This window comes from Actinomadura hibisca NBRC 15177, from assembly GCF_001552635.1.
In the GTDB taxonomy this organism is placed as follows: domain Bacteria; phylum Actinomycetota; class Actinomycetes; order Streptosporangiales; family Streptosporangiaceae; genus Spirillospora; species Spirillospora hibisca.
The window spans coordinates 47756-64590 of sequence record NZ_BCRO01000049.1 but is presented as its reverse complement, the minus strand read 5'-3'; the positions used below and the strand labels follow the sequence as shown (position 1 = coordinate 64590).

Here is a 16835-nt window from a genome sequence, read left to right as displayed (position 1 = left end):
GCCTATCGAGTGCCGGACCTGCCTTCACGACCTCTAGGCTTGGAGCATGTCCTCGCCCAGCCGCCACATCCTGACCGCGCCCGCCTGGCCGTACGCCAACGGGCCCCGCCACATCGGGCACGTCTCCGGTTTCGCGTTGCCCAGCGACATGTTCAGCCGCTACCAGCGGATGGCGGGCAACCAGGTCCTGATGGTCAGCGGCACCGACGAGCACGGCACCCCGATCCAGGTGCAGGCCGACAAGGAGGGCGTGAGCGCCCGCGAGCTGGCCGACCGCTACAACCGCGTCATCGCCGAGGACCTGCACGGCCTCGGCATGTCCTACGACCTGTTCACCCGCACCACCACCCGCAACCACTACGCGGTGGTGCAGGAGATTTTCAAGGGCCTGTACGACAACGGCTACATCTTCACCAAGACCACGATGGGCGCGATCTCCCCGTCCACCGGCCGCACCCTGCCCGACCGCTACATCGAGGGCACCTGCCCGATCTGCGGCTACGACGGCGCGCGCGGCGACCAGTGCGACAACTGCGGCAACCAGCTCGACCCGATCGACCTGATCAACCCGGTGTCGCGGATCAACGGCGAGACGCCCGCCTTCGTGGAGACCGAGCACTTCATGCTCGACCTGCCCGCCTTCACCGAGGTGCTGGGCGCCTGGCTGAAGTCCAAGCAGGGCCAGTGGCGGCCCAACGTGCTGAAGTTCGCGCTGAACCTGCTCGACGACATGCAGCCGCGCGCCATCAGCCGCGACCTCGACTGGGGCGTGCCGATCCCGCTGGAGGGCTGGCGCGACAACCCCACCAAGAAGTTGTACGTGTGGTTCGACGCGGTGATCGGCTACTTCTCGGCCTCGGTCGAGTGGGCCCGCCGCACCGGCGACCCCGAGGCCTGGCGCGCCTGGTGGCAGGACCCCGAGGCCCTGTCGTACTACTTCATGGGCAAGGACAACATCGTCTTCCACGCAGAGATCTGGCCGGCGATGTTGCTGGGCTACAGCGGCCAGGGCGACCGCGGCGGCGCCCCCGGCTCGCTGGGCGCGCTGAACCTGCCCACCGAGGTCGTGTCGTCGGAGTTCCTGACGATGGAGGGCCGCAAGTTCTCCTCCTCCCGCCAGGTCGTGATCTACGTCAAGGACTTCCTGGAGCGCTACGACGTCGACGCGCTGCGGTACTACATCGCGGTCGCCGGCCCGGAGAACAACGACACCGACTTCACCTGGTCCAACTTCCTCAGCCGCAACAACGACGAGCTGGTGGCGGCCTGGGGCAACCTGGTCAACCGCTCGGTCAACATGGCCGCCAAGAACGTCGGCGCGATCCCCGAGGCCGGCGACCTCACCGACGCCGACCGGGCGCTGCTGGAGCGCAGCCGCAACGCCTTCGGCGCGGTCGGCGCCGAGCTGGAGCGCTCGCGCTTCAAGAACGGCATCACCGAGGCCATGGACGTGGTCCGCGACGCCAACAAGTACCTGTCGGACCAGGCGCCCTGGAAGCTCAAGGACGACCCCGAGCGCGTGAAGTCGATCCTGCACACCGCCCTCCAGGTCGTCGACGACGCCAAGTCGCTGCTCACCCCGTTCCTGCCGAACTCCTCGCAGAAGGTCTACGAGATGCTCGGCGGCGAGGGCGAGTGGAGCGGGATGCCGCGCCTGGAGACGGTCTCGGAGGACGGCGGCCCCGACTACACGATCCTCACCGGCGACTACAAGACCGCCGCCCGCTGGGAGTCGGTGCCGATCCGGCCCGGCGTGCCGCTGGCCAAGCCGACGCCGCTGTTCACCAAGCTCGACCCGTCGATCGTGGACGAGGAGCTGGCCCGGCTGGAGGGCGGCGCGTGAGCACCGCCGACGAGGAGAGCGGCCCCGCGCCGCGGCTGTTCCCGGCCCTGCCCGACCCGCTGCCGGTGGAGGTCTTCGACAGCCACTGCCACCTCGACCTGGTGGAGCTGCCGGTCGAGGAGCAGCTCGCCTCGGCGCGGGCGGCGGGCATCCGGCGGATCGTGACCATCGGCGTCGACCTGCCGTCCTCGCGGCTGTGCGCCGAGACCGCCGCCGAGTTCGACGACGTGTACGCGGGCGTGGCCATCCACCCCAACGACACCACCGGCCTCACCGACGACGCCCTCACCGAGATCGCCGACCTGGCCGCCCGGCCCGAGGTGGTCGCGGTGGGGGAGACCGGCCTGGACTACTACCGCGACTGGGCCCCCAAGGACGACCAGCACCGCTCGTTCCGCGCGCACATCGACATCGCCAAGCGCACCGGCAAGGCGCTGGTCATCCACGACCGCGAGGCGCACGACGACGTGCTGCGCATCCTGGCCGAGGAGGGCGCGCCCGACAGGGTGGTCTTCCACTGCTTCTCCGGCGACGCGGAGATGGCGAGGGTGTGCGCCGACCGGGGCTACGTGATGAGCTTCGCCGGCAACGTCACCTTCAAGAACGCCGAACCGCTGCGCGAGGCCCTGCGCGTGGCGCCACTGGACCTGATCCTGGTGGAGACCGACGCGCCGTTCCTGACCCCGGTGCCGCACCGCGGCAAGCCGAACGTCTCGTACCTGATCCCGCACACGGTGCGCTTCATGGCCGAGGTGAAGGACGTGCCCGTCCCCGACCTGTGCGAGGCGATCACGACCACGGGCCACCGGATCTTCGGCTTCTGACCTACCAAAGCCCCGCCCCGCCGCACGGACCTGCGCCGCCGCACGGACCTGCGCCGCCGCACGGACCTGCGCCGCCGCACGGACCGGGGCCGCCGCACGGATCGGGGCCGCCGCACGGACCTGCGTCGTCGCACGGACCGGGGCCGTCGCACGAACCTGCGCCGGCGCGCGGGCTTGAGGCGGCACGTGAGCCTGGGACGGCGCGGGCCTGAGAGCGCGCCGCCTTGAGCCGCCGCATGGTTCTGCTGGCGCGCGGGCTCGATACGTGGTGTGGCGTGGTGCGGAGGAGGAGCCTGGCGGGCGCGGTGCGGTGCGGTCCGGGGGTCCGCGCCGCACCGCGCCCGTCCGGGGCGGGGGCTCCCGGGACGTCGGGGCGCCGCCGGGGCGGTGTCAGATCACCGGTAGACCCACAGCTCGTAGTTGCGCCACGTGCTGCCCTTGCAGTCGTAGGCCGACCAGCCCTTGCCGAGCCCGGCCTTGCCCGCCGCGTCGCAGCTCGCCTCCCAGAAGAAGGTCTGCCCGGTGTTCTCCCAGCCGCGCCGCTCGGGCGCGGAGGTGGCGGCCTGCGCGGGGGCGGCCAGCGAGCCGAGGAGCAGCGCCGCTCCACCGGCGAGGCCGAGCGCCGTCGTCCGTATTCGCATCTTCCTGTCCTTTCTTTCGGAGGGATGCGACCGACTGTAATCAATTGACCACGCTCCGGCATATGGCCATCGGGTAGGCATCGCCTGCTCCCCGGGACATCCCCTCCTCCCCGGGCACTTGGAAGGTCGGGGTGGCACCGGACCGACCGGGGCTCTAGTGTCTGGGCCGATACAACGGGCATCCCCCCGCGCCACGTTGGAGGAACTCACAGTGCGTCGCCCCCCTGCGCTCCCCGTGCTGCTGCTGACGGCGGCCCTCGCCGCCGGATGTGGTGGCGGCGGAGACGCGGCCAAGCCCAAGACCACCGCCCCCCTGGCGGACGCGCCCAAGGCCAGCACCCCCGCCCCGACACCGCGCCCGGTGGTGGTGACGGTCGACAAGAAGCGGCGCACGGTCTCGACCACCGGGAAAACCGTCCTGGAGGTCCTGACCCAGGCCGGCATCGAGCTCGGCCCCTACGACCTGGTGGCGCCGCCCCGCGAGTCCACGGCGGGCAGGACCATCAAGGTGGTGCGCCTGCTGAGCAAGCCGGTCACCAAGACCGTCGCCGTCGAGCCGCCCACCATCAAGAAGAAGAGCAGCAAGGTCCCGCCCTTCAGCGAGAAGGAGCTGCGCAAGGGCAAGCCCGGCCTCACCGTCGTCCAGACCGCCTACGTGCAGCGGCGCGGCAAGAAGGTCAAGGTCGTGCTGTCGTCGAAGGTCAAGCGCAAGCCGGTCGCGCGCATCCTGGGCGTCGGCCCGCAGTCGGCTGCGGGCGGGTCGGCCGCCCGGCTCAACTGGGCGGGCCTCGCCAAGTGCGAGTCCGGCGGCAACCCCCGCGCCGTCAACCCCGCCGGCTACTACGGCCTCTACCAGTTCTCGATGCAGACCTGGACGTCGGTGGGCGGCAGCGGCAAGCCGTCCGACGCGAGCGCCGGCGAGCAGACCTACCGGGCGCAACTGCTCTACAACAAGGTGAACGGGCGTTGGCAGGGCCAATGGCCTAACTGCGGCAAGTTCCTCTTCTCTTAACTGACACACTGGAGGGGTGGGGGACACTCAAGGACTGCTCGGTCCGGCGGACGTGCGGGAGCTGGCCGGGGCGCTGGGAATCCGGCCGACCAAGACGCTCGGCCAGAACTTCGTCATCGACGCCAACACCGTGCGGCGCATCGTGCGCGTCGCCGAGGTCGGGCCGGACGACGTCGTGCTGGAGGTCGGGCCCGGACTGGGCTCGCTGACGCTGGCGCTGCTGCCGGAGGTGGCGCGCGTCACCGCCGTGGAGATCGATCCGGCGCTGGCGGCCGCGCTGCCGGTCACGGTCGCGGCGCGCGCGCCCGGGGTCGCGGGGCGGCTGGAGGTCGTGCGCGACGACGCGATGCGGATCACCGGGCTGCCCGGACCCGCGCCGACCGCGCTGGTGGCCAACCTGCCCTACAACGTCGCGGTCCCGGTCGTGCTGCATCTGCTGGCCACGCTGCCGTCGTTGCGGCGGGTGCTGGTGATGGTGCAGGCCGAGGTCGCCGACCGGATGACCGCCGCGCCCGGCAACAAGATCTACGGGGTGCCGTCGGTGAAGCTGGCCTGGTACGGGTCGGCGCGGCGGGCCGGGCCGGTGGGGCGCGCGGTGTTCTGGCCGGTGCCCAACGTCGATTCGGGGCTGGTGGCCTTCACCCGCGGGGAGCCGCCGGAGACCACCGCGACCAGGGCCGAGGTGTTCGCGGTGGTGGACGCCGCGTTCGCCCAGCGCCGCAAGACGTTGCGCGCCGCCCTGGCGGGCTGGGCCGGGTCGCCGGCCGCCGCCGAGGAGGCGCTGCGGGCGGCCGGGGTGGACCCCCGGGCCCGGGGTGAAGCCCTGGACGTGGCCGCCTTCGCCCGGATCGCCCAGTATCGTCCTGGGGGCGCAGGTGATCGGAAAGAGGCGGAGGAAGATGGTGAAGGGGCGTTCGCGGACCGCTCGGGCGGGGCTGCCCGGGACGGCGCTGGCCATGGCGCTGGGGCTGACGGGGCTGACCGCCGGCTGCGGTGACGGGTCCGACGCCGCTCCCAAGATCACCACGACCGCGCGGCCCGGGGTGGCCCCGGTCCCGCCCGAGCGCGGCGCGTACTTCGGCGCGTGGTTGCCTCCGGTGCAGGAGGGCGCGGAGCCGGGCCCGTCCGGCACGCCGTCGCCGAGCGGCAGGCCGACCGACAAGGACGCGGCCAAGCCGGGCATGGCGCTGGTCACCTCGTTCGAGCAGCGGCTCGGCCGCCGCCTGGACATCGTGCAGAGCTTCCACAGCTGGAAGTCGGAGTTCCCCGACGACGCCGACAGGGCGGTGCTCGACAGCGACCGGCAGCTCCTGGTCACCTGGGCGGGCGCCGACACCAAGGAGATCATCAGCGGCCGGCACGACGCCGTGCTGCGCGCCCGCGCCCGCGCCGTCAAGGCGGCCGGGAAGCCGGTGTTCCTGCGCTGGATGCGGGACATGGACACCTCCAGCCAGCTGGAGAAGAGGATCCACTCGGCGGCCGACTACGTCGCGGCCTGGAAGCACGTGCGCGCGATCTTCCAGATGGAGCGGGTCGCCAACGTGGCGTGGGTGTGGTGCCCGACGGCCGGGGGCTTCGGCTCCCGCAACGCGCCCTCGTTCTACCCCGGCGACGACCAGGTCGACTGGATCTGCGCCGACGCCCAGCCCGGCGGCGGCTACGACTACCGCGACCTGTCGGAGACGGTGAACCTGTTCCTGGAGTGGGCGCGGCAGCGGCCCAAGCCGATCATGGTGGCCGAGTTCGGGGTGCCGCAGTCCTACGGCGTCCGGCGTGCCGAATGGTTGCGCAAGGCGGCCAAGGTCCTGCAGAACCCGCAGGTCAAGGCGGTTCTGTACTTCAACTCCGAGGAGCAGGCGCAGGAGCCGCGCGACCGCCGCCGCAACTACCGGGTGGACGGCGACCGGCAGGCGGAGTCGGCGCTGCGGGAGTTCGCGACCAATCCCTACTTCAACCCGCGCAACCTCCCGGTGACCAGCGGCTGATCCGGTCCCGGGTCGGCGTCGGGGGCTCGGCTCCCGTACGCTTCGGTGCGTGACCGCAGTGACCGTCCGTGTGCCCGCGAAGGTCAACCTCCAGCTCGCCGTGGGGCCGCTCCGCGACGACGGGTACCACGACCTCGTCAACGTCTTCCACGCCGTCTCCCTGTTCGACGAGGTGACGGCCGAGCCCGCCGGCGCGCCGGCGGTGACCGTGGAGGCGGCCCCCGACGCCCAGGTGGCGATCGAGGGCGTGCCCGTCGACGGCGACAACCTCGCCGTCCGCGCCGCCCGCCTGGTCGCCGACCGGCTCGGCGTGGAGCCGGACGTGGCGCTGCGCATCCGCAAGGCGATCCCGGTCGCCGGGGGCATGGCGGGCGGCAGCGCCGACGCGGCCGCCGCGCTGGTCGCCTGCGCGCGGTTGTGGGACGACCCCGAGGCGCCGCGCCTGAGCCTGGACGACCTGATGAAGCTGGGCGGCGAGCTCGGCAGCGACGTGCCGTTCGCGCTGCTCGGCGGCACCGCCGTCGGCGTCGGCCGGGGCGAGCAGTTGTCGCCGGTGGAGGCGCGGGGCACCTTCCACTGGGTCTTCGCGACCGCCGACGGGGGCCTGTCCACGCCCGCCGTGTACGGCGAGTGCGACCGCATCCGCGCGGAGCGGGGCGAGCAGGTGCCGTGGCCGCAGGCGTCCCCGGGGCTGATGGCGGCGCTGGCGGCCGGTGACGCCGCCGCCCTCGGCGCGCACCTGGACAACGATCTCCAAGCCGCCGCCGTCCGGCTGCGGCCCTCGCTGAGCCGCACCCTGGACGCCGGGCGCGGGCTGGGCGCGGTCGGGGCGCTGGTGTCGGGGTCGGGGCCGACCTGCGCGTTCCTGGCCGCCGACGCCGGGCACGCGGCCGATCTCGCGGCCTCGCTGGGCGGCGCGGGCGTCGCCAAGCAGGTGGTGCGGGCGCACGGGCCCGTCCCCGGCGCGATCGTGGTCTGACGGGCGCGGCGGGGCACTAGCCTGGAGGGTGCCGTGAATCTGATCAATCTTGAGAACGTCAGCAAGGCCTACGGGCCCAAGCCGCTGCTCGACAGCGTGTCCCTCGGGCTGGACGACGACGACCGCATCGGCGTCGTCGGCCGCAACGGGGGCGGCAAGAGCACCCTGGTGGCGATCCTCGCCCGCGTCGTCGAGCCGGACGGGGGCCGCGTCACGCACACGCGCGGCCTGCGCCTGGGCTACCTGACCCAGCGCGACGAGTTCGCCGAGGGCGCGACCGTGCGCTCGGAGGTGCTCGGCGACCGCGCCGAGCACGAGTGGGCGGGCGACACCCGCGTCCGCGACATCCTGGCGGGCCTGCTGGCCGACCTGGACCTGGACGCCCCGGTCGCCGGCATGTCCGGCGGGGAGCGCCGCCGGGTGGCCCTGGCGCGCCTGCTGGTGCCCGAGTCGGACCTGCTGGCGCTGGACGAGCCGACCAACCACCTCGACATCGAGGCGATCGCGTGGCTGGCCGCGCACCTGAAGGACCGCAAGGTCGCGCTGCTGGTCGTCACGCACGACCGCTGGTTCCTGGACGAGGTCACCACCCGCACCTGGGAGGTCGTGGACGGCGCCGTCGAGCGCTACGAGGGCGGCTACTCGGCGTTCGTGCTGGCCAAGGCCGAGCGGGCGCGCATCGCGGCCGCGACCGAGAGCAAGCGGCAGAACCTGCTGCGCAAGGAGCTGGCCTGGCTGCGGCGCGGCCCGCAGGCCCGCACCTCCAAGCCCAAGTTCCGGGTGGACGCCGCGCAGGCGCTGATCGCCGACGAGCCGCCGGCGCGCGACAGCGTCGAGCTGACCCGCTTCGCGACCGCCCGGCTCGGCAAGACCGTCTACGACCTTGAGGACGTCGGCGTCAGCCTCGGCGACCGCGCCATCTTCTCCCACCTGACCTGGCAGCTGGGTCCGGGCGACCGCATCGGCCTGGTCGGCATGAACGGCAGCGGCAAGAGCACGCTGCTGCGCCTGCTGGACGGCATGCCGCCGACGTCGGGCAAGGTCGTCCGCGGCAAGACGGTGCAGCTCGCGCACCTGTCGCAGAACCTGGAGGAGCTCGACCCGACCCGGCGCGTGCTGGAGTCGGTGGAGGAGATCCGCCGCCGCATCACCGTCGGCAAGCGCGAGTGGACCGCGAGCCAGCTCCTGGAGCGCCTCGGCTTCCCCGGCGACCGCCAGTGGACGCCGGTCGGCGACCTGTCGGGCGGCGAGCGCCGCCGCCTCCAGATGCTCCGGCTGCTGATGGGCGAGCCCAACGTCATGCTGCTGGACGAGCCGACCAACGACCTCGACATCGAGACGCTGACCGAGCTGGAGGACATCCTCGACGGCTGGCCGGGCACGCTGGTCGTGGTCAGCCACGACCGCTACTTCCTGGAGCGGATCACCGACCGCGTCGCGGCGCTGCTGGGCGACGGCGGGGTGTCGATGTTGCCGGGCGGCGTCGACGAGTACCTGGAGCGGCGCGCCGCCGGGACGGCCCCGACGCGCCAGGCCGCCGCGCCCGCCGGGAAGGCCGCCGCCCCGGCCCCCACCGCCGCCAAGCCCAAGGCCAGCGGCCAGGACTGGAAGGCCCGCAAGGAGCTGGACAAGCTCGAACGCCGCCTGGAGAAGTTGTCCAAGCAGGCCGCCGAACTGCACGAGCAACTGGCCGCGCACGCCACCGACTACGGCAAGCTCCAGGAGCTGGACGCCAAGCTCAAGGCGGTCCAGGCGGAGTCGGCCCAGGTCGAGGAGGAGTGGCTGATGCTCGCGGAGGACGTGGACTGACCGTTGGCCGAAGGCCCGCACCGGTGACGCCGGGGTGGGCCTTTTGCCATGCAGGGATCAGTTGGGGCGCGGATCGCCGTCGCTGTCGAAGGGGACCAGCAGCGAGCGCAGCAGGTCGGCCAGGGCGTCGCGCTCGTCCGGGCTCAGCGACTCCAGGATGGCGTGCTCGCGGGTCAGCAGGTCGGCGAACGCGGCGTCCACGCGGGTGCGCCCGGCGTCGGTCAGCCGCACCAGGACGCCGCGCTTGTCGGCCGGGTCGGGATGCCGCTCGACCAGGCCGGTGGCGGCCAGGCGGTCGATGCGGTTGGTCATCGTGCCGGAGGTGACCAGGGTGGCGCGCAGCAGCCGGCCGGGGCTGAGCTGGTAGGGCTTGCCCGCGCGGCGCAGGGCGGTCAGCACGTCGAACTCCCACGGCTCCAGGTCGTGGGCGACGAAGACGGCGCGGCGCGCGCGGTCCAGGTGGCGCGCCAGGCGGGAGACCCGGCTGAGGACGTGCAGCGGCCGCACGTCGAGGTCCGGGCGCTCGGTGTGCCACGCCTCGACCAGCCGATCGACCTCATCATGCATGCGGGACAGCCTACCTGTCTTGATATCGAGATGACTTTCTTGACATCAAGATACAGGCGGGGCATCATGTCTCTTGATGTCGAGACAAGCAGGCGCCCAGCCGCCCGCCGCCGTGTGGGACCCCGCGCAGTACGGGGTCTTCGGCGACGAGCGCGGACGGCCGTTCGCCGAACTGCTCGGCCGCGTGCCCCTGGCCGCGCCCCGCCGCGTCGTCGACCTCGGCTGCGGTTCGGGCGAGCTGACCGCCTCGCTGGCGCAGCGCTGGCCGGACGCCGGGATCCACGGCGTCGACTCCTCGCCCGAGATGATCGCGGCGGCGCGGGCCCACCAGAGCCCCCGGACGCGCTTCGAGGTCGGTGACGTGACCACCTGGCAGGCCGTCGAGCCGCTCGACCTCATCGTGTCCAACGCGGTGCTGCACTGGGTGCCCGAGCACGCCGAACTGCTGCCCCGCTGGGGCGAGGCGCTGGCCCCCGGCGGCGTGCTGGCCTTCCAGGTGCCCGGCAACTTCGACGCCCCCAGCCACACGATCCTCCGCGAGCTGTGCGAGTCGCCCCGATGGCGCGACCTGCTCACCGGCGCGGTGCGACGCGACCCCGTGCGCGACCCCGCCGGTTACCTGGACCTGCTCGCCCCCCTCGGCTACGCCGTGGACGCGTGGGAGACCACCTACGCGCAGGTGCTGCCCGGCGACGACCCCGTCCTGGAATGGGTCAAGGGCACGGCGCTGCGCCCCGTCCTGGCCCGGCTGGGCCCAGGCGACACCGACGACTTCCTCCAGGAGTACGGAGCCCGGCTGCGCGAGGCGTACCCGCCCGCGTCCTACGGCACCGTGTTCCCGTTCCGGCGCGTCTTCGTGGTGGCGAGACGCGCCGGCCCCTAGAGCAGGGTGCCGCCCGCCGTGCGAGGGACACGACTCGTTCCCCTGCGGTGTGCCCCCTCGGACGGCGGGCGGCACTCGACCAGCCCCGGACTCGCGACCCGAGCCGGCGACCCCGGCCGGTGGCCGCCTGGACGAACTCCAGACGGCCACCGGTTTTCGCTTCCCGGAACCGAGCCGACCTGGCGATGTCCGGTAGCTCCAAGCGGCACCCGTTGGCTCCCAGCGTGGCTCCCAGGTGGGCCGGTGTCGTTCCTCAGCGTCGTGGGGTCGTCTCCGCCTCCCAGTTGAGTAGTAGGGCGTGCAGGCGGAGTAGCAGACGGCGCAGCTCAGCCACGTGGTCGCGAGGTCGTGTGGCGTTCGTGAAGGCGTTCGCCGGGGCTCGGCAGGCGTCCGTCAGGATGTCCAGCGACTCTTCCACGTCCGTCAGGAAGTCGGCGGCGCAGTCGTCCGCCGTCGTGTCGGCCGCCGTGCGGCCCCCGGGCGCGCTCATGGCGGCGCCTCCGCGCTCATGTGCCCGGTTAAGCGGTGGGGGAGCGAGGGCTGGGGCGGGGAGTGGAGCGGGGGGTTCTGCATCCGTGTCCTCCTTCTCGGTTCACCGCCGAGGCTAGGACACGGGTATGACAATTCTTACGCTGCGTCAGCCGGGGTGACCGGGCGTGGCCCCGGTCACCCGCGGGAGGATCAGCGCGAGCCGATCTCCGTGGCCACCTCGGCGGCCGGTTCGACGACCGCCTCGGTGGCCTCCTCGGGCACGTCCTCCTCGGACGCCTCGGCCGCCTCGGGCAGCGCCTCCTCGTCGGGGCGGCGCTGCTTGCGCTGGGCCTTCTCCGCCCTGGCCAGCGCGCGTTCCTCGGCCTTCTCGGCCTTGGCCGCGGCCTTCTCCGCGCGCTTCTCCAGCCGCTCCAGCTCCTTGCGGCGGCGGCGCGGGTCCAGCGACGGCCTGGGCTCCAGGCCCGACAGGCCGTTCCAGGCGAGGTTCACCACGTGCGCGGCGACCTCCTCGCGCTTGGGCCGCCGCGCGTCCAGCCACCACTGCCCGGTCAGCGCGACCATCCCGACCAGCATCTGCGCGTACATGGGCGCGAACTTGTCGTCGTACTCGTGCCGGTCCAGCTCCTGGGCCATCAGGTGCTCGACCTCGCCCGCGATCTCGCTGAGCAGGCTGGCGTAGCTGCCGGTGCCGGTGCCGCCGTGGGAGTCGCGCACCAGGATGCGGAAGCCGTCGGGGTTCTCGTCGATGTACTCCAGCAGCGCCAGCGCCGCCCTCTCCAGCTTGCGGCGGTAGTGGATCGCCGAGGTCAGCGCCTCGGTGACCAGGCCCAGCAACTTCTCGAACTCGCGGTCCACCACGACCGCGTACAGCCCCTCCTTGCCGCCGAAGTGCTCGTACACCACCGGCTTGGAGACCCCGGCCGCGGCGGCGATCTCCTCCACCGACGTGCCGTCCAGGCCCCGTTCGGCGAAGAGCGTGCGGCCGATGGTGAGGAGCTGCTCGCGTCGTTCCTTGCCGGTCATCCGCTTCCTGCGGGACCGGGGGGCGGGTTCAGTCACGGGCCCCATTGTCTCGGTCGGGCGGGCCTGCGGACCCGCGTGGCGGAAAGTCGTCTGCCCTTCCAGCCTAGGCCGCCTGCTTGACGCGCTTGGCTTCCAGGCGCTCCGGGGTCGGCCAGCGCACGTCGTGCGCCCAGCCCGCCTTCTCGAACGTCCAGATCACGCGGGCGCTGATGTCCACCTGGCCCTTGAGCACGCCGTGCCGGGCGCAGGTCGGGTCCGAGTGGTGCAGGTTGTGCCAGGACTCGCCCAGCGACGGGATGGCGAGCCACCACACGTTGCGGGACTTGTCACGCGCCTCGAAGGGCTTCTCGCCGAAGGTGTGGCAGATCGAGTTGATCGACCAGGTGACGTGGTGCACCAGCGTGATGCGCACGAACCCGGCCCAGAACAGGGCGGTCAGCGCGCCCATCCAGGACATGGTGATGAGGCCGCCGAGCGCGGCCGGGAGCAGGAACGACACCGCGACCAGGCCGGGGAACCACTTGTGGATGCGGACCATGTCCTTGTCGTTCAGCAGGTCCTTGGCGAAGCGCTCCTTGGAGGTGCGGTTGGCGTTGAACAGCCAGCCGTAGTGCGCCCACAGCAGGCCCTTGGTCAGCGCCTTCCAGTCGTCGCCGAAGCGCCAGGGCGAGTGCGGGTCCATCTCCTTGTCGGAGTGCTTGTGGTGCCGCCGGTGGTCGGCGACCCAGGTGATGACCGGGCCCTCCATGGCCAGGCCGCCGGCGATCGCCAGGAAGATCTTCAGGGGGCGGTTGGCCTTGAACGAGCCGTGCGTGAAGTAGCGGTGGTAGCCGACGGTGATGCCGCCGGCGGAGATGAAGTAGAAGACGGCCGTCAGCAGCACGTCCGACCAGCCCAGGAAACGTCCCCAGGCGAGCGGCACGGCCGCGATCAGCGCGAGGAAGGGGACCCCGGTGAAGACCCCGATGAGGATTTTCTCGGCGTTGCCCCGGACGCCCGGTTCGACTTCGGGCCTGGGCTGCGGCCGGGACGGCGAGGGGTCGACAACGGGGGCTGTAGTCATGTGTCACCACTTCCTGCGCTTGGAGGACGCTTACCTACGCCACCGTAACCTACGCTTGCGTAGGTTGGACAGCGTGCACGAGTAAAATCAGTGGGATTCCGGCTCTGGAGGCGCAAGGCTCGCGTGCGCGTCAGATGGCGGCGGCTCCGCCTGAGAAAGAAAGGACCGGGATGGCCCTCACCTCCGACCAACGCTCGGTGCTCGCCGAAGGTTCGCTCGCCGGCCTCTCGACCGGCGACGCCTTCGGCGACCAGTTCTTCATGCTCGACAACAGGGGCGTGTCCCCCGTGTCCGGCCTGCCCCCGGCGCCGTGGGAGTGGTCGGACGACACGCAGATGGCCTGCTCGATCGTGGACGTCCTAAACCGACACGGGCGTATAGAGCAGGATGACCTGGCCGAATCGTTCGCCTCCCGCATGGACGTCGGCCGCGGCTACGGCGCGGGTGCCTACGAACTCCTCATGCGCGTGCGCGAGGGCGACCGCATCACGGCTCAGGACACCGTTCCGTTCGCGCTGTGGGCCGCCGCCACCCGCCTCACCGATTTCGAGTCCGCCGTACGCGCCTGCGCGATGGTCGGCGGCGACATGGACACCACCGCCGCCATCGCGGGCGGCGTCGTCGGCGCACACCTGGGCGCGGAGGGAATCCCCGAAGCCTGGCTGTCGGCCCGAGAGCCGCTTCCCGACTGGCTCGCCGCCGGGAACTGAAGGCACCGCCGGGATCTTCCGTTTACCGAATGGGGCGACGGCCCGGGAACCGGTATCGTGAGTCCCGGTCCTGGACGGCGCCCCTCTCGACGGGGCAGGCCGCCGGGACCGGACCTTCCCGGGTCGTCTAGAGGCAGGACTACTGATTTTGGTTCAGTCAACGGAGGTTCGATTCCTCCCCCGGGAGCCCTAGCGGCGCGGCGCCGGCCGCGCCGCGGTCGTGTCGGGCGGGCCCCGGGGTGACATATCGGGGGCGGGCGGTATCCTTCGGGTGTCGGGCGAGCCGTGTTCCGTCATGCCCTGTTACCGCAGGCAGACGGTGGCCGGACAGGTCCAGGACCCAGGTCCGGGGCGCCCGAGCCTCTTTCCGTCCGCAATGCCGAGGAGCCTCTTCGTGAGCGCGAGCCGCCCGGCTGCCGTCATCGTCCTCGCCGCAGGCGAGGGCACCCGGATGAAGTCCCGTACCTCCAAGGTCCTGCACGAGCTGGGCGGGCGCTCCATGCTCGGCCACGTGCTGGCCGCGGCCGGTGAGCTGGACCCCGAGCGCCTGGTGGTGGTCGTCGGCCACCGCCGCGAGCAGGTGGTCGAGCACCTGGCCGGGCACGCCCCGGCCGCCGAGCCGGTCGTGCAGGAGCGGCAGGGCGGCACCGGGCACGCCGTCCGCACGGTCCTGGAGCAGGTCGGCCCGCTGAGCGGGACCGTCGTGGTCACCAACGGCGACCACCCGCTGCTGCGCGGGGAGACCCTCGCCCGGCTCGTGCGGACGCACGAGGACGAGGGCAACGCGGTGACGGTCCTCACCACCGAGATGCCCGACGCCACCGGTTACGGACGCATCATGCGCGGCGCCGACGGCGCGGTGACCTCGATCATCGAGCACAAGGACGCCGACGACGCGCAACGCGCCGTCCGCGAGATCAACGTCGGCATGTACGCCTTCGACGGCGCGCTGCTGGGCGACGCCCTCAAGCGGGTCACCACCGACAACGCCAACGGTGAGGAATACCTCACCGACGTGGTCGCCATCCTGCGCGGCGACGGCCACCGGGCCGGGGCGTTCCTGACCCCCGACTGGGTCGAGACGCAGGGCGTCAACGACAAGGTGCAGCTCGCCCAGGCGCGGCGGCAGCTCAACGACCGCGTGCTGGAGGCCCACATGCGGGCCGGCGTCACGATCGTCGACCCCGCCACCACCTGGATCGACGTGCAGGTCACCGCCGAGCCCGACGCCGTCGTCCGCCCCGGCACCCAGCTGCACGGCGCCACCCACCTGGGCGAGGGCGCCGAGGTCGGGCCGGGTTGCACGCTGACCGACACCCGCGTCGGCGCGGACGCCACGGTGGTCAACGCGGTGTGCGTCGGCGCCGAGATCGGCCCGGAGGCGTCCGTCGGCCCCTACGCCTACCTACGGCCGGGCACGCGGCTGGCGCGCAAGGCCAAGGCGGGGACGTATGTTGAGATGAAGAACGCCGAGGTCGGCGAGGGGTCGAAGGTCCCGCACCTGACCTACGTGGGCGACGCCGAGATCGGCGAGGGCTGCAACATCGGGGCCTCGTCGGTGTTCGTCAACTACGACGGCGTCAACAAGCACCGCAGCGTCGTGGGCGACCACGTCAAGATCGGCAGCGACAACATGATCGTCGCGCCGGTCGAGATCGGCGACGGGGCCTACACGGCCGCCGGCTCGGTCATCGTCTCCGACGTGCCGCCCGGCGCGATGGCCGTCGCGCGGGCGCGGCAGCGCAACATCGCGGGATGGACCGAGCGCCGCCTGGCCGGCACGAAGTCCGCCGAGGCCGCCCGCCGCGCGCGGGAGGCCGGCGCGGACGGTGCGGGCGAGGGCGCGGGCTGACCGCGCCGGGAGGCTGTCCTCCCGGCCACAACAGACGTCCCGCGCGACACGGGAGAGCGACTCTTGCGCGTGCGGGCAGTGGGGACGACAACCCACGGCAAGGGAAGTTCCATTGAGGGGGAGTTGTCAGAGGTGAGTGGGATCAAGGCGAGCGGCCAGAAGAAGCTGATGCTCTTCACCGGCCGAGCCCACCCGGACCTGGCCAAGGAAGTAGCCGACAACCTCCACGTCGAGCTGACGCCGACCTCGGCGTACGACTTCGCCAACGGTGAGACGTTCGTGCGGTTCCTGGAGTCGGTCCGCGGCTCCGACGCCTTCGTGATCCAGAGCCACACCGCTCCCATCAACCAGTGGATCATGGAGCAGCTGATCATGGTGGACGCGCTCAAGCGCGCCTCCGCCAAGCGGATCACGGTGGTCGCGCCGTTCTTCGGCTACGCCCGGCAGGACAAGAAGCACCGCGGCCGCGAGCCCATCTCGGCGCGGCTGATGGCCGACCTGTTCAAGACCGCCGGGGCCGACCGGCTGATCACCGTGGACCTGCACACCGCGCAGATCCAGGGCTTCTTCGACGGCCCGGTGGACCACCTGTTCGCGCTGGACCTGCTGGCCGCGCACTTCGAGAGCCGGCTGGACCTCACCCAGGTCACCATGGTCGCCCCCGACGCCGGCCGGGTGCGCGTCACCGAGCGCTGGTCGGACCGGATGGGCGGCGTGCCGATGGCGATCATCCACAAGAAGCGCGATCCGGACGTGGCCAACGAGGTCAAGGTCTTCGACGTGGTCGGCGAGGTCAAGGGCCGCACCTGCGTCATCGTGGACGACATGATCGACACCGGCGGCACCATCGTGAAGGCCGCCGACGCGCTGTTCGAGCAGGGCGCCACCAAGGTCGTGGTGGCCGCCACGCACGGCGTGTTGTCGGGCCCGGCGGTCGACCGCCTCAAGAACTCGCGGATCTCCGAGGTGGTGCTGACCAACACCCTGCCGATCCCCGAGGAGAAGCAGTTCGACAAGCTGACCGTGTTGTCGATCGCCCCGCTGGTCGCCCGCGCGATCAACGAGGTGTTCTCCGACGGCTCGGTGACCAGCCTGTTCGGCGGCCACAGCTAGCCGCGGCCGCACGACCCCCCCGGACGCCGGGTCCCGATC

At 72.1% G+C, this 16835-nt stretch carries 16 protein-coding genes and 1 tRNA gene; 12 read left to right on the top strand and 5 right to left on the bottom strand.

Features of this window, described 5'->3' with window-relative positions:
- Positions 1–46: 46 nt before the first annotated feature.
- Together metG and AH6_RS23690 are read left to right on the top strand one after the other, a co-directional pair.
- Entirely contained in the window at positions 47–1843 is a 1797-nt protein-coding gene (metG, locus tag AH6_RS23695; protein ID WP_067483490.1) for a methionine--tRNA ligase, read from the top strand.
- Positions 1840–2667: a TatD family hydrolase gene (locus tag AH6_RS23690; protein WP_067483488.1), complete on the top strand. Its 828-nt coding sequence runs from the start codon at positions 1840–1842 to the stop codon at positions 2665–2667. Before metG ends, AH6_RS23690 begins: the two co-directional genes overlap by 4 nt.
- A gap of 395 nt (positions 2668–3062) precedes the next feature.
- Here AH6_RS23690 and AH6_RS23685 read toward each other — a convergent pair whose 3' ends face one another.
- The gene (locus AH6_RS23685) at positions 3063–3308 is read right to left on the bottom strand and encodes a hypothetical protein (protein WP_067483486.1); all 246 of its coding nucleotides are present in this window, start codon (positions 3306–3308) and stop codon (positions 3063–3065) included.
- A 211-nt stretch (positions 3309–3519) separates the two neighbouring features.
- Here AH6_RS23685 and AH6_RS23680 point away from each other — a divergent pair, with 211 nt between their 5' ends.
- From AH6_RS23680 to AH6_RS23660, 5 genes are read left to right on the top strand one after another with little or no spacing between them, the layout of a single operon-like run.
- Complete coding sequence (locus AH6_RS23680; protein WP_245679440.1) at positions 3520–4320, top strand: resuscitation-promoting factor; 801 nt, start codon at positions 3520–3522, stop codon at positions 4318–4320.
- Between the two features lie 16 nt (positions 4321–4336).
- Positions 4337–5317, top strand: coding sequence for a 16S rRNA (adenine(1518)-N(6)/adenine(1519)-N(6))-dimethyltransferase RsmA (gene rsmA, locus AH6_RS23675; RefSeq protein ID WP_067483484.1), 981 nt, complete (start codon positions 4337–4339; stop codon positions 5315–5317).
- The gene (locus AH6_RS23670) at positions 5220–6305 is read left to right on the top strand and encodes a glycoside hydrolase family 26 protein (RefSeq protein ID WP_067483483.1); all 1086 of its coding nucleotides are present in this window, start codon (positions 5220–5222) and stop codon (positions 6303–6305) included. Before rsmA ends, AH6_RS23670 begins: the two co-directional genes overlap by 98 nt.
- 58 nt (positions 6306–6363) lie before the next feature.
- Complete coding sequence (locus AH6_RS23665) at positions 6364–7284, top strand: 4-(cytidine 5'-diphospho)-2-C-methyl-D-erythritol kinase (protein WP_083983378.1); 921 nt, start codon at positions 6364–6366, stop codon at positions 7282–7284.
- Between the two features lie 33 nt (positions 7285–7317).
- The gene (locus AH6_RS23660) at positions 7318–9093 is read left to right on the top strand and encodes an ABC-F family ATP-binding cassette domain-containing protein (RefSeq protein ID WP_067483478.1); all 1776 of its coding nucleotides are present in this window, start codon (positions 7318–7320) and stop codon (positions 9091–9093) included.
- Between the two features lie 57 nt (positions 9094–9150).
- Here the strand turns inward: AH6_RS23660 and AH6_RS23655 are convergent, their stop codons facing one another.
- A complete protein-coding gene (locus AH6_RS23655) occupies positions 9151–9660 on the bottom strand; it encodes a MarR family winged helix-turn-helix transcriptional regulator (RefSeq protein WP_067483476.1) in 510 nt (169 codons plus the stop codon).
- A gap of 76 nt (positions 9661–9736) precedes the next feature.
- On the opposite strand from AH6_RS23655, the gene AH6_RS23650 reads away from it, so the two are divergent.
- Positions 9737–10543 carry a trans-aconitate 2-methyltransferase gene (locus AH6_RS23650; RefSeq protein WP_067483474.1) on the top strand — a complete coding sequence of 269 codons (807 nt, stop codon included), beginning with the start codon at positions 9737–9739 and terminating at the stop codon, positions 10541–10543.
- Positions 10544–10796: 253 nt separating this feature from the next.
- On the opposite strand, the gene AH6_RS23645 is transcribed toward AH6_RS23650, so the two are convergent.
- From AH6_RS23645 to AH6_RS23635, 3 genes are all read right to left on the bottom strand, one after another.
- Positions 10797–11033 (bottom strand): hypothetical protein, encoded by a 237-nt coding sequence (locus tag AH6_RS23645; RefSeq protein WP_067483472.1) that lies wholly within the window; start codon positions 11031–11033, stop codon positions 10797–10799.
- Positions 11034–11224: 191 nt separating this feature from the next.
- Positions 11225–12103 (bottom strand): TetR/AcrR family transcriptional regulator, encoded by an 879-nt coding sequence (locus tag AH6_RS23640; RefSeq protein WP_067483470.1) that lies wholly within the window; start codon positions 12101–12103, stop codon positions 11225–11227.
- A gap of 58 nt (positions 12104–12161) precedes the next feature.
- Positions 12162–13121, bottom strand: coding sequence for an acyl-CoA desaturase (locus AH6_RS23635; protein WP_067483468.1), 960 nt, complete (start codon positions 13119–13121; stop codon positions 12162–12164).
- A 170-nt stretch (positions 13122–13291) separates the two neighbouring features.
- Here AH6_RS23635 and AH6_RS23630 point away from each other — a divergent pair, with 170 nt between their 5' ends.
- The 4 genes from AH6_RS23630 to AH6_RS23615 all read left to right on the top strand — a co-directional run bounded on the left by AH6_RS23630 (position 13292) and on the right by AH6_RS23615 (position 16796).
- Positions 13292–13831, top strand: coding sequence for an ADP-ribosylglycohydrolase family protein (locus tag AH6_RS23630; protein WP_067483466.1), 540 nt, complete (start codon positions 13292–13294; stop codon positions 13829–13831).
- Positions 13832–13947: 116 nt separating this feature from the next.
- Positions 13948–14018, top strand: a tRNA-Gln gene (locus AH6_RS23625).
- Between the two features lie 207 nt (positions 14019–14225).
- Positions 14226–15683 carry a bifunctional UDP-N-acetylglucosamine diphosphorylase/glucosamine-1-phosphate N-acetyltransferase GlmU gene (gene glmU / locus AH6_RS23620; protein WP_067483464.1) on the top strand — a complete coding sequence of 486 codons (1458 nt, stop codon included), beginning with the start codon at positions 14226–14228 and terminating at the stop codon, positions 15681–15683.
- 132 nt (positions 15684–15815) lie between these two features.
- Positions 15816–16796 carry a ribose-phosphate diphosphokinase gene (locus tag AH6_RS23615; protein ID WP_067483462.1) on the top strand — a complete coding sequence of 327 codons (981 nt, stop codon included), beginning with the start codon at positions 15816–15818 and terminating at the stop codon, positions 16794–16796.
- Positions 16797–16835: the final 39 nt, after the last annotated feature.